Below are 13,137 nucleotides of genomic sequence, written 5' to 3'. Positions count from 1 at the left end.
GAAGGAGCAGAAATAATGGACATGTTTGAAAGAGTCGATGATTTAGCTCAAACCCGCCGCATTGCCTCTCTCGGCGGAGGGAAGGAAAGGATCGACAGGCAGAAGCAAAAAGGGAAGCTGACGGCCAGGGAGCGAATCGAGCTCTTGCTTGATGAAGGCAGCTTCACTGAACTGAACGCCTTTGTCAGAAGCAGGCAGTCCGGCGGGCCTCTAGGAGATGGGGTTGTGACTGGATTCGGAAAAATCGACGGCCGGCCGGTGTATTTATTTTCACAGGATTTTACCGTCACCGGAGGGGCGCTTGGAGAGATGCATGCGAAAAAAATTGCCGCCGTCATGGATCTGGCTCTTCAAAATAAAACCCCTTTCATCGGTCTGAACGACTCAGGTGGTGCGAGAATTCAAGAGGGTGTGCTATCATTAGATGGATACGGTCATATTTTTTATCGAAATGTCCTTTGCTCTGGCATCATTCCGCAAATCTCTGTCATTCTCGGACCTTGTGCCGGAGGCGCCGTTTATTCACCGGCGCTGACCGATTTCGTTCTGATGAGCGAAAAAACCGGACAGATGTTTATTACCGGGCCGAAAGTGATCAAAAAAGCAACGGGAGAAAATGTCACAGCCGGTGAATTAGGAGGTTCGTCCATACATAATTCAATCAGCGGAAACGCGCACTTTTCCGGGGATTCCGATGAGGCCGTCCTCAAGGATGTGCGCAAGCTTTTATCCTACATCCCGCAGAATCACGAAGAAAAACCTCCTGTTCAAATGAAGCCGGCAAAAGACGACGATATGAGGCCCACTCTTTTGACGATACTGCCCAGCGATGGCCAGCGGCCGTACGATATGAAAAACATCATCCATGAAATCGCAGACTGCGGGACATTCTTTGAAGTACAGCAGCATTTTGCCAAAAACGCCGTGATCGGCTTTATACGGATCGCCGGTGAAGTGACGGCCGTTGTCGCCAATCAGCCGAGACATCTGGCAGGCAGTCTGAACATGGATGCGGCTGATAAAATTGCTCGATTCATCCGTTTTTGCGATTCGTTTCAGATCCCCATTCTGACGCTGGTCGACGTACCAGGGTTTCTTCCGGGAATCCGCGAGGAGCACGGAGGGATGATCAGACATGGAGCAAAAATCCTTTATGCCTATGCAGAAGCCACCACACCCAAAGTGACGGTTATTATTCGAAAAGCGTACGGAGGAGCTTATGTGGCTTTAAACAGCAAGGCCCTTGGGGCGGATGCCGTATTTGCCTGGCCGAATGCCGAGATCGCGGTGATGGGAGCCGAAGAAGCCGCTGACCTGCTGTTTGCCGAAGAAATTGAAAGCTCGGCACATCCGGAGGCGGAAAGGGCTCGCAAGGTCCGGCGGTGCAAGCAGGCTTCAAGTCCGTTTATCGCCGCCCGTCACGGGATGGTCGATGATATCATTGATCCGAAAGAGACGCGGAAAAGACTGATTCAGACGTTTGACATGCTGAAGAGCAAGCAGGAGATTCGGCCGATAAAAAAGCATGGAAATATACCGCTTTAAAAATGGAGGGGGAACAAGCATGAACGAAAAACGACTGTTGGAAGAGTTTTTAGAGCTTGTGCAAATCGACTCGGAGACAAAGCACGAAGCAGACATCTGCAAAGTGCTGAAAGAAAAATTTACGGCTCTGGGAATGGAGGTCGTTGAAGATGACAGTGCGTCATCAACCGGACATGGAGCCGGCAATTTGGTATGTACACTTCCCGGAACAAAAGAGGCGGACACGATTTACTTTACATCGCATATGGACACGGTTGTCCCCGGCAAAGGGGTAAAACCTGTCATTGAAGACGGCTATGTCAAAACCGACGGTACGACGATCCTGGGAGCCGACGATAAAACAGGGCTTGCGGCCATGCTTGAAGCCGTGAGAGTCTTGAAGGAAAGGAACATTCCGCACGGTACGATCCAATTGATCATCACGGCCGGAGAAGAATCGGGGCTTGTCGGAGCGAAAGCTTTGGACCGGTCGCTCATTAAAGCGGAGTATGGCTATGCCCTTGATTCAGACGGCAAGGTCGGCAATATTATCGTGGCTGCGCCGACACAGGCGAAAATCAGGGCATCTGTCTACGGAAAAACGGCTCATGCAGGAGTTGAACCGGAAAAAGGCGTTTCCGCTATTACGATCGCTTCAAAAGCGATAGCTAAAATGCCGCTTGGCCGCATCGACGAGGAAACGACGGCCAACATCGGCCGCTTTGAAGGCGGAACACAAACCAATATCGTGTGCGACCAGGTCGAAATCCTGGCGGAAGCTCGGTCACTCGTACCTGAAAAAATGGAGAAGCAAGCGGAAAAAATGAAGCAGGCTTTTGAAACGGCTGCCGCCGAAATGGGCGGAAGAGCCGAGGTGGAGATCGAAGTCATGTATCCCGGATTCAAGTATCAAGACGGGGATCCCGTTGTGGAGATTGCCAAAAAAGCTGCCGAAAAAATCGGCCGTCCATATGAGCTGTTGACTAGCGGCGGGGGAAGCGACGCCAATGTCATCGCCGGTCACGGCATTCCAACCGTCAATCTTGCGGTAGGATATGAAGAAATTCACACAAAAAATGAAAAAATGCCGATTGAAGAACTTGTCAAAACAGCAGAAATGGTGCTTGCGATTATTGAGGAAGTGGCCAATCCGTCATAAAGCGGCGGTTGACATGGAAATCAACATGCCAACCTTTCTGCCAGTAAAACTCATCCGAAACATCGAAGGAATGTAAAAAAAGGTCGCGCCTTTTAAAGGCGCAACCTTTTTATTTTGATGTTTGTTCAGCCGGCTGAACCGCGTGCTTGTTTTTTCGGTAAAGCTGATGAAGAACGACGGACTGAATCGTCAAAAACAGCCCGCTTGTCATCCAGTAAAGCGGCAGTGCTGCCGGGACGTTGAGAGAAAAGATCGTCATCATCACCGGGAAAAACAATCCCATGATCTTGGCGGACTGTTGAGCCGCCGGGTTAGACTGAGCAGAAGTCTGCGCGTTCATCTTTTGCGTCACATAAAACTGGATGAAATACATCAAGCCTGCACATAAAGACATGAACACATCAGCATGCCCAAGGTTAAACCAAAGGAATGAATGGGATGCAATTTCAGGTGTCGACCGGATGGCATAATATAAACCGACCAAAATCGGAAATTGAATCAGCATCGGCAGGCACCCGATCGCCAGCGGATTAATGTTGTGCTTTTGATAAAGCTTCATCATTTCCTGCTGAAGCTCCTTTTGCTTGGCAGGGTCTTTCGTTTTTTTCAATTTGCTTTGAATCGCATCCATTTCAGGTTTGACCAGCGCCATTTTTTCCTGCATGACCCGCTGCTTTTTAAACTGGTTGGCAAACAGAGGCAAGACGAGAAAACGGACGATGATCGTCACCAGAATAATCGAAAGCCCGTAGCTTCCGTGAAACAAACCGGCGATTCCTTTGATCAGATCTGAAAACGGAACCACGATATAATGTTGGAAGAAGTTGCCGTCTCCCGCCGGGGAGCTGCCTGTGGCAGCCGAGGCATGCCCTCCGATCAATAGCGTTGAAAGCAGCAGCAAGGCTGCTGTAAAGAATTTTTTTAATGTCGTGTTCAACACGTTCTCCTCCTTCTTTTGGGCTCTTTTTAAGCCCCTTGTCCAATTGAAAATCAAAGAAGAAGGAGACGATGGTCTTCATCATCATTCGATGAAGTCTTCATGCGTATGACTTTACTTATCCATACCGTAATGCGATGATATAGGATAACGAGAAAATCGATTTTGTAAATAAAATGAATCGCTTTATATTCTTCAATCCGTTTGTTTTTCCAATCGTTATCCGTACAGCAATCCTTTAAAATCAGGGCGATTCCAATGGCGGTCAATGCGGGAAGAATGATTGTGAAAAACTCAAACAGAAAAAAAGCATCGTTAAAAGTTTCAAGAATCAACATGATCACTTCCGTTTCAATAACCATCTTACTATATGAACGTTTCGATGTCTAATGGGACAATCAGGAGGGGGACGCTTTGACTGCAGGAAAACCAAAAGGAAGAGTCATCTTTCATATCGATATGAACAGTTTTTACGCTTCGGTTGAAATGGCGTATGATCCTTCCTTGAGCGGCAGGCCGCTCGCCATTGCGGGAAATGCGAAAGAGCGCAAGGGGATCGTTGTGACATGCAGCTATGAAGCAAGAGCCCGCGGAGTAAAGCCCCCGATGCCGCTTTGGGAAGCGAAGCGCATCTGCCCTGAACTGATCGTGAAACCGCCGAATTTTGACCGTTATCGCAGCTCTTCAAAAGAAATGTTTCAAGTGTTGAGGGAGTACACCGATCTGGTCGAACCCGTTTCCATTGATGAAGGCTATATGGATTTGACCGAGACACCTTACCGCAATCAAGCATATGAAACCGCACTGGAAATCCAAAAGCGCCTCCAAAAAGAACTGCTTCTCCCGTCAAGCATCGGGATTGCGCCTAATAAATTTTTGGCGAAAATGGCTTCAGACATGAAAAAACCGCTCGGAATTACGATTTTAAGAAAACGGGAAGTGCCGCAATTGCTCTGGCCCCTTGATATCAGCGAAATGTACGGAGTTGGGCAAAAAACGGCCGAAAAGCTCAGAGGGCTGGAAATTGAGAAGATCGGGGATCTGGCCGCGGCAGATGAGCACGCTTTAAAACAGCTGCTCGGCATCAACGGTCCAAGGCTGAAAAGACGGGCCAATGGAATCGACACAGGCGAGGTGAACCCGGAGAGAATTTATGAATTTAAAAGCGTCGGCAATTCCTCGACGCTTCCGCATGACTCTACAGATGAAAGAGAGCTCGCCGGCCTCATCGACAAGCTGTCCGTTTCGGTCAGCAACAGGCTGAGACGAAAAGAAGTCATGGCTTCGAAACTGTTTATCATGATCCGTTATGCTGACTGGACGAATATCACAAGAAGCAAGACCCTTCTCAATCCGACCGATGTCGCAGACGCGATTGCCGAAGAGGCGAAAGCGCTGTTTAAACAGCATTGGCAAGGAAGCGCCGTCAGGCTTTTAGGTGTGACGGGGACAGATCTTGTCAAACGGAAAGAAGCGGTCAAACAGCTTGATTTGTTTTCTTTTCAGCAGGATGCCAAAGATGAGCCGATCCAAAAGGTGATCGAGGAGCTGAACGGGAAATATGGCACGGATCTTATCCAAAAAGGAATCAAAATCGCAGGGAAAGAGAGCCGTACAAGCGGAACAAGTTTCAACAAAGATTTTTTCCAAGACGGGAGAAAAGATCAATAGCTTGAAAAGATGGGTCAAAGTGTGGTAATTTCAATTTAAATAAAAATTAAACTATAATGCTAAACGCTTTAGAAGGGACGTTAGACATGGCAAAACAACAAATTGGTGTAGTTGGTTTAGCAGTAATGGGAAAAAACCTCGCTTTAAATATTGAGAGCCGCGGGTTTTCGGTTTCTGTATACAACAGATCAAGCGAGAAAACCGACGAATTTCTCAAAGAAGCAGAGGGAAAACAGGTTGTCGGCACATACAGCATAGAAGAATTCGTTGAATCTCTTGAAAAGCCGCGCAAAATCCTCCTGATGGTCAAAGCCGGAACACCGACTGATGCTACCATTCAATCACTTCTGCCTCATCTTGAGAAAGGCGATATTTTGATTGACGGCGGAAATACATATTATAAAGATACGCAAAGAAGAAACAAAGAGCTTGCCGAAAGCGGTATTCATTTCATCGGTACCGGCGTATCCGGCGGTGAAGAAGGCGCCTTGAAAGGCCCGTCCATCATGCCGGGCGGACAGAAGGAAGCCCATGAGCTTGTCAAGCCGATACTTGAAGCGATTTCTGCAAAAGTCGACGGAGAACCATGTACGACTTATATCGGTCCGGACGGAGCCGGCCATTATGTGAAAATGGTTCATAACGGCATCGAATACGGAGACATGCAGCTGATTTCTGAATCCTACTTTATTCTTAAACACCTTGTCGGCTTGTCATCTGATGAGCTTCACGAGGTATTTTCCGAGTGGAACAAGGGAGAGCTTGACAGCTACCTGATCGAAATCACGGCTGACATCTTTACGAAAAAAGATGATGAAACCGGCAAGCCGCTTGTTGATGTGATTTTGGACAAAGCCGGCCAAAAAGGTACAGGAAAATGGACGAGCCAAAGCGCCCTTGATCTTGGCGTTCCGCTTCCGATCATTACCGAGTCCGTTTTTGCCCGCTTCATTTCCGCGATGAAAGACGAGCGCGTCAAGGCAAGCAAGCTTCTTGCAGGCCCTGAGGCGAAAACAGTTGCGGAGAACAAAGAAGAATTGATTGAAGCCGTCAGAAAAGCTCTCTTCATGAGCAAAATCTGTTCTTACGCGCAAGGCTTTGCCCAAATGAAAGCCGCTTCAGAAGAATACGGCTGGGATTTGAAATACGGTGACATCGCGATGATCTTCCGCGGAGGATGCATCATCCGTGCGGCCTTCCTGCAAAAAATCAAGGAAGCGTACGACCGTGATCCTGAGCTTGATAACCTGTTGCTTGATCCTTATTTCAAAGACATTGTTGAAAGCTATCAGGGGGCTCTCCGCAAAACGATTGCCCTTGCTGTTGAACAGGGAATCCCTGTACCTTGCTTCTCAAGCGCTCTCGCTTATTTTGACAGCTACCGCACTGCGACACTGCCGGCCAACTTAATCCAGGCGCAGCGCGATTATTTTGGAGCACATACTTATGAGCGCACAGACAAAGAAGGCATTTTCCACACCGAGTGGATGAAATAAACAAGCAAAAACCGCAGCCGAGAGGCTGCGGTTTTTTTGATGACTCCGGAAATGCATGCTTTCAGCGGTTATGTGGAAACATATGAAACATCAGCATTCATAAGGAGGAATCAATACGATGTATCCAAGTTTAGAGGGAAAAACGGTTGTCATCACCGGAGCCGGGACAGGCCTTGGAAAAGCGATGGCGCTGCGTTTTGGAGCGGAAAAGGCCAATGTTGTCATCAATTACTTTAAAGAAGAAGAAAATCCGGGGGAAACGGTGAAAGAAATAGAAGATGGCGGCTCCCGTGCGGTTGCGATTCAAGGAGATGTCTCAAAAGAAGGAGATGTGAAAACGCTCATCAAAAAAGCGGTTGATACATTCGGTTCAGTCGATGTGATGATCAATAATGCGGGAGTGGAAAACGAAGTCCCTTCTGAAGACTTATCTCTTGAAGATTGGAACCGCGTCATTTCGACGAATTTGACCGGTATGTTTTTGGGCTGCCGGGAAGCGATTGATTATATGCTTGCGCATGACATCAAAGGGTCTGTGATCAACATGTCATCCGTCCATCAGCAAATCCCGTGGCCTCATTTTGTCCATTATGCAGCGAGCAAAGGAGGCGCCAAATTATTGACGGAAACACTCGCCCTTGAATACGCTCCGAAAGGCATTCGGGTCAATGCGATCGGACCGGGCGCAATCGATACGCCGATCAACGCCGAGAAGTTTGCCGATCCTGAATTAAAACAAGGGGTGATTGAACTGATTCCAATCGGCTATATCGGAAAACCGGAGGAAGTCGCCGCATGTGCGGCCTGGCTGGCGTCAGATGAAGCGAGCTATGTGACGGGGCTGACCTTGTATGTGGACGGCGGAATGACAAAATACCCGGGCTTTCAAGCCGGAAAAGGGTAATGAAAAAGAAGGCGAAAGGCCTTCTTTTCATCATAAGACAACAATCATTACATAAGATTAATAGACAGAAAAAACCCTGTTAACATTGCGGTGATAAAGTAAGGGGTGTCAACAAATCAACAGCTTTGGAGGGGGTACATAATGGGTTTTTTGCGCAACAGAATCATCGGCTTTACATTGGCGGGCGCTGTCGCATTAGGTTCAGCTGGAACGGGCAGCGCGGCAATGGAGACAGCGAAAAAAAAGGAACCGAAAGCAAAAAACGTCATCATGATGGTCATGGACGGAACAAGCTCAACGGCGACGACTTTGGCGCGCTGGTATAAAGGCGAGCCTTTAGCGCTGGATCAAATCGTCACCGGCGGTGTCAGAACGTTTTCCGCTGAATCGGCGATCACAGATTCAGCACCGGCTGGAACGGCGATGGCAACCGGGAGGAAATCAAATTCTTCCTATGTCGGTGTACTGCCTTCAGTCGTCAATTCGCCTGGTGCAGAGCCCGTCAGTGAGAAAGACCATTACCGCCCTGTGGCAAATGTCCTCGAGGGAGCGAAACAGACAGGCAGAGCAACCGGAATTGTCGCGACATCAGAAATTCAGCATGCGACACCTGCCTCTTATTCCGCGCACCATTTGAACCGAAACAATTTTGAAGTGCTGGGCGAACAGCAGGTTTATCAAAACATCGATGTCGTTCTCGGCGGCGGAAAAGAATCGCTAAAGCCGGGTAATCGTGAAAAGAGCCGCAAGGACAATGAAGATCTTGTCAGCGTGATTCATGACAAAAAATACGACTTTGTGGAAACAAAACAAGATCTGGTCAAGTCAAAATCGAAAAAAATCTGGGGAGCTTTTGCCGAGCGCGATCTGGCATATGATATGGATCGCAGCATCACAAATCCCGATCAGCCGACACTGGCCGAGATGACGAAAAAATCGATTCAGACGCTGTCCAAGGATAAAGACGGTTTCTTCTTATTCGTTGAAGGCAGCAAGCCGGACTGGGCGGCGCATCAAAATGATCCGATCGGCATCATCAGCGATGTCCTGGCATTTGATGACGCGGTCAAAGAAGCCTTGAATTTTGCCAAGAAAGACAAAAACACGATGGTCATCGCCGTCACCGACCATGGCAACAGCGGCATTTCAATCGGGAACAGCAATACGACAAAAGGCTATGACAAAACACCGGTTTCCGCCTATATTGATCCGCTGAAAAAAGCCAAAATGACGCTCGAAGGTGCAACAGGAAAGCTGAAAGATGATTTATCAAATATCGAAGAAGCAGCCGGGCTGTATGGCCTCGACAATTTAACGGCTTCTGAGAAGGAAAAGCTGCAAGGTGTCAAAAACAAGGAAGAAGCAGCCGACGTCTTTAAAAAGATGCTGGCAAACCGGGCGAACATCGGCTTCACAACGGGCGGTCATACCGGGGAAGACGTCTTCCTGTATTCGTACGGTCCGAAAAAGCCTGAAGGGCTCGTTGATAATACCGACATCGCGAAAACGATGGCAAAGGCCATGGGCTTTAACTTAAACAAATTAACGAAAAAATTGTTTATTGAAGCCGAACAGGCGTTTAAGAAAGCGGGAGCCAGCGTGACCATCGACAAAAAAGATCCGGAAAACCCGGTGCTGGTCGCATCCCGCAAAAACACCAAAGCAGAAATGCCGGTCAACAAAAACATCATCAAGATCAAAGGAAAAGAATATGAATTGGACAGCGTCATCGTCGAAAGCAATGGAACATTCTATGTGCCGGAAGAAGCCGTCAAGCTCTTTAAAAAGCATACCCGATAGCCGGAAAAAGCTCCTCTCAGAAAGAGAGGGGCTTTTTGATATGACAAAATAAATACAAACATTTATTTTTAAATGTATAGACATTTAAAAATAAAACGATATAATAATAGTATGTGAAAGCGCTTTTAATAAAGGAAGGAGATCATCATGAAGAAAATTTTATTGGCATGCAGTTCAGGAATGTCAACAAGCCTCCTTGTCACAAAAATGGAGGAATACGCGAAATCGCTTGGTGATGAAGTGACAATCTGGGCGGTTGGACAAGACCAGGCTAAAAAAGAAATGGCAGAAGCCGACGTTGTATTAATCGGTCCGCAAATGAGCTTTTTGAAAGACGAGTTGCAAAAGGAAGCGGAAAAGTACGGCATCCAAGTCGATGTGGTTGATATGATGGCTTACGGCATGGCTGACGGAAAAAAAGCATATGAGCAGGCTTTAAGCCTGATCGGGGATTGACAGTGATGGAAAAAACAACATTTGCCGAATTAACAGACGAACAAATTTGTTTTCAGCTGATTCTCCACAGCGGAAACGCCCGCAGCAAAGTCATCCAGTCCCTCAGGGAATACAGAGAGGGAAGGGCAGAAAAAGCGATGGCGCTGCTCAAGCAGGCCGAGGATGATCTGCGGCAGTCCCATGATATTCATTTTCAAATGATCCAAAGGGAAGCGGGCGGGGAGAAAAACGAGTTTTCTTTACTTTTGCTGCATGCGGAAGATCATTTCATGTCGACGCTTACGATGAAGGAACTTGTCTCCGAGTTGCTGGAATTGTTCAAAGAGAAAAAACTATAAGCCGCAAAAGGCGAAGGATAAGGGGGAAACTTCGACCATGTTTGAAAAACTAAGCAATCTTCTCGTTCCGATTGCCGGGAAGCTGAATAACAACCGGTATTTAGGCGTGCTTAGGGACGCGTTCATGCTGGCTTTTCCGCTCACGATTTTCGGATCGATTATCGTCGTATTAACGAATTTGCCGTTCCTTAATAAAATGATGAGCAAATCAGCGCTTGAAAATTTTCAGTCCGTTTTAAGCATTGCTCCGAATGCCACGATCAACATCATGTCTGTGTTTGTCGTATTCGGGATCGGATACTATCTATCCAAAAGCTATAAAGTCGAGGCGGTGTTTGGGGGAGTCGTCGCTTTGGCGTCGTTCCTATTGCTTACGCCGTTCTTTTTAAACGGAGAAGGCGGAGAAACGGTCTCCAATGTCATTCCGATTGACAGGCTCGGTGCAAAAGGAATGTTCCTCGGCATGATAACGGCCTTTACATCGGCCGAGATATTCAGGTTTTTTGTCCAGAAAAATTATACGATTAAAATGCCTTCCGGTGTCCCGCCGGCGGTTTCTAAATCATTTGCCGCGCTGATTCCGGCGGTGATGACGCTGTCGGTCTATTTAATCATTAATATCATCATCACCCAGGTGTTCAACACGAATATGCATGATTTGATCTACACTCTCGTTCAGGCGCCGCTTGTCGGACTTGGAAGCGGTATCATTCCGACCCTTGTCGCCATCTTTTTTACGCAGCTGCTGTGGTTCTTCGGGCTGCACGGACAAATCATCATCAATTCGGTGATGGATCCGATCTGGAATACGCTATCTATTGAAAATTTAAACAGCTACACGGCAACAGGTGAGGTGCCGCACATCATCAACAAACAGTTTATGGAAGTTTATACGGTCGGAATGGGAGGCACCGGGATGACGCTGGCCGTCATCGTTGCGATTCTATTGTTTATGAGAAGCAAGCAGATGAAGCAGGTGGCGAAGCTTGGTGCGGCTCCGGGCATTTTTAATGTAAACGAACCGATTATTTTCGGCCTGCCGATCGTCATGAATCCGCTGATTTTCATTCCGTGGGTCATCTCGCCGATGATCGTCACGCTGATCACGTATTTTGCCATGGCCTCAGGAATCGTTCCGCCGCCGACGGGTGTCACGATTCCTTGGACAGTGCCGATTTTTATCAGCGGCATGATGGCCACCAATTCGCTCGCCGGCGGCATCCTGCAGATTTTTAATTTAGCCGTTGTCTTTTTAATCTGGTTCCCGTTTTTGAAATTCATCGACCGTATGAATATGAAGAAAGAACAGGAAACCAGCGCTTCAGAACAAAATAAGACGACGATAGGGTTGTAAAAGGAGATTGATGACATGACAAAAGCAGAAATAAAGACAGAGCGACTTCCATATCGTTTTCCAAAAAACTTCTGGTGGGGATCGGCAGCATCAGCCACTCAAACCGAAGGGGCGGCCGATGAAGGAGGCAAAGGGAAAAATATTTGGGACCACTGGTATGAAAAAGAACCCCATCGTTTTTTCGACGGAGTGGGGCCAAAAAAAACGTCGCGTTTTTACGAGACTTATAGAGAAGACATTCAGCTGATGAAGGAGCTTGGCCACAATTCTTTCCGCTTTTCGATTTCATGGTCGCGGCTGTTTCCTGAAGGAAAAGGTCTGTTGAACGAGGAAGGGGCGGCCTTTTACAATCGAGTCATCGACGAGCTGCTTGCGGCAGGCATCGAACCGTTTGTCAACCTTTATCATTTTGATATGCCGCTTGCGCTTCAGGAAATCGGCGGCTGGGAAAACCGGAAAGTTGTCGACGATTTTGTTTCATACGCGGAAACCTGCTTCCGCCTTTACGGGGACCGGGTCAAAAAATGGTTTACGCATAATGAGCCGATTGTTCCGGCGGAAGGCGGCTATTTATACGATTTTCATTATCCGAATGAAGTGGATTTTGCGAAAGCCGTGCAGGTGGCCTACCACGAAATTTTGTCAAACGCCAAGGCGGTCGAAGCCTACCGGAATCTTGGCGGGGACGGAAAAATCGGCATCATTTTAAATTTAACGCCATCCTATCCGCGAAGCCGTCATCCGGCAGATGTTAAAGCATCTGAAATTGCCGACGCATTCTTCAACAGGTCGTTTCTTGATCCGGCCGTAAAAGGCGAGTTTCCGCAAGACTTAACAGATATTTTAAAAGAGGAAGGATACATGCCTGAAACCAAGCCTGGCGATTTGGACGTGATCAAAGAGAATACGGTCGATCTGCTTGGTGTCAACTATTATCAGCCGAGGCGTGTCAAAGCAAAAGAACATCTGCCGCACCCGGATGCGCCATTTATGCCTGAACGCTTTTTTGACAACTATGAGATGCCGGGCCGCAAAATGAACCGCCACCGCGGCTGGGAGATTTATGAAAAGGGTATTTATGATATTTTAATCAATCTCAAAAACAACTACGGTAATATTGAATGCTTTATTTCCGAGAACGGAATGGGGGTTGAAGGAGAGGAGCGTTTTCTTGGCGAAGACGGCATGATCCATGACGACTACCGGATTGCGTTTATTAGAGAGCATTTAAAATGGGTGCATCAAGCCATTCAGGAAGGCTCGAATGTAAAGGGCTACCACCTGTGGACATTCATGGACAACTGGTCGTGGACGAACGCTTATAAAAACCGCTACGGCTTTGTGTCTGTCAACCTTGACAAAAACGGCGAGAGGACGGTTAAAAAGAGCGGCCACTGGTTTAAGCGGGTCAGCGAAAATAACGGATTTTAAGCGGTTCTGTTAGAAGAGATGGTCTTTTAGGCCATCTTTTTATTTCCAGCCTAAAACAGATATAATA

General features: G+C 47.5%; 12 protein-coding genes. 10 read left to right on the top strand and 2 right to left on the bottom strand.

Annotated features, from left to right (window positions below):
• The first annotated feature begins 15 nt into the window (after positions 1–15).
• Together P3X63_RS13240 and P3X63_RS13235 are read left to right on the top strand one after the other, a co-directional pair.
• Entirely contained in the window at positions 16–1,545 is a 1,530-nt protein-coding gene (locus P3X63_RS13240; protein WP_026587779.1) for an acyl-CoA carboxylase subunit beta, read from the top strand.
• 19 nt (positions 1,546–1,564) lie between these two features.
• On the top strand, positions 1,565–2,683 hold the full coding sequence (locus P3X63_RS13235) for a tripeptidase T (protein WP_026587778.1): 1,119 nt from the start codon (positions 1,565–1,567) through the stop codon (positions 2,681–2,683).
• Positions 2,684–2,792: 109 nt separating this feature from the next.
• Here P3X63_RS13235 and P3X63_RS13230 read toward each other — a convergent pair whose 3' ends face one another.
• Both P3X63_RS13230 and P3X63_RS13225 read right to left on the bottom strand, forming a co-directional pair.
• The gene (locus P3X63_RS13230; protein ID WP_026587777.1) at positions 2,793–3,620 is read right to left on the bottom strand and encodes a membrane protein insertase YidC; all 828 of its coding nucleotides are present in this window, start codon (positions 3,618–3,620) and stop codon (positions 2,793–2,795) included.
• Between the two features lie 53 nt (positions 3,621–3,673).
• A complete protein-coding gene (locus P3X63_RS13225) occupies positions 3,674–3,955 on the bottom strand; it encodes a hypothetical protein (RefSeq protein ID WP_026587776.1) in 282 nt (93 codons plus the stop codon).
• 79 nt (positions 3,956–4,034) lie between these two features.
• On the opposite strand from P3X63_RS13225, the gene P3X63_RS13220 reads away from it, so the two are divergent.
• The 8 genes from P3X63_RS13220 (at position 4,035) to P3X63_RS13185 (ending at position 13,070) form a co-directional block, all read left to right on the top strand.
• Positions 4,035–5,291, top strand: a complete 1,257-nt coding sequence (locus tag P3X63_RS13220; protein ID WP_026587775.1) for a DNA polymerase IV — start codon at positions 4,035–4,037, stop codon at positions 5,289–5,291.
• 86 nt (positions 5,292–5,377) lie between these two features.
• Entirely contained in the window at positions 5,378–6,787 is a 1,410-nt protein-coding gene (gndA, locus tag P3X63_RS13215) for an NADP-dependent phosphogluconate dehydrogenase (protein ID WP_026587774.1), read from the top strand.
• A 118-nt stretch (positions 6,788–6,905) separates the two neighbouring features.
• Entirely contained in the window at positions 6,906–7,691 is a 786-nt protein-coding gene (locus tag P3X63_RS13210) for a glucose 1-dehydrogenase (protein WP_026587773.1), read from the top strand.
• A gap of 141 nt (positions 7,692–7,832) precedes the next feature.
• Positions 7,833–9,491, top strand: a complete 1,659-nt coding sequence (locus tag P3X63_RS13205; RefSeq protein ID WP_026587772.1) for an alkaline phosphatase — start codon at positions 7,833–7,835, stop codon at positions 9,489–9,491.
• 147 nt (positions 9,492–9,638) lie between these two features.
• Entirely contained in the window at positions 9,639–9,947 is a 309-nt protein-coding gene (locus tag P3X63_RS13200) for a PTS sugar transporter subunit IIB (protein ID WP_026587771.1), read from the top strand.
• A 5-nt stretch (positions 9,948–9,952) separates the two neighbouring features.
• Positions 9,953–10,285, top strand: coding sequence for a PTS sugar transporter subunit IIA (locus tag P3X63_RS13195; protein ID WP_026587770.1), 333 nt, complete (start codon positions 9,953–9,955; stop codon positions 10,283–10,285).
• A 37-nt stretch (positions 10,286–10,322) separates the two neighbouring features.
• Positions 10,323–11,639, top strand: a complete 1,317-nt coding sequence (gene celB / locus P3X63_RS13190) for a PTS cellobiose transporter subunit IIC (protein ID WP_026587769.1) — start codon at positions 10,323–10,325, stop codon at positions 11,637–11,639.
• Between the two features lie 15 nt (positions 11,640–11,654).
• Positions 11,655–13,070: a glycoside hydrolase family 1 protein gene (locus P3X63_RS13185; protein WP_026587768.1), complete on the top strand. Its 1,416-nt coding sequence runs from the start codon at positions 11,655–11,657 to the stop codon at positions 13,068–13,070.
• Positions 13,071–13,137 lie beyond the last annotated feature (67 nt).

The sequence above is a fragment of the Bacillus sp. HSf4 genome, assembly GCF_029537375.1.
GTDB classification, from domain to species: Bacteria; Bacillota; Bacilli; order Bacillales; family Bacillaceae; genus Bacillus; species Bacillus sonorensis_A.
Note: the sequence above shows the minus strand (reverse complement) of the source record. Positions and strands in the feature narration are given on the sequence as shown.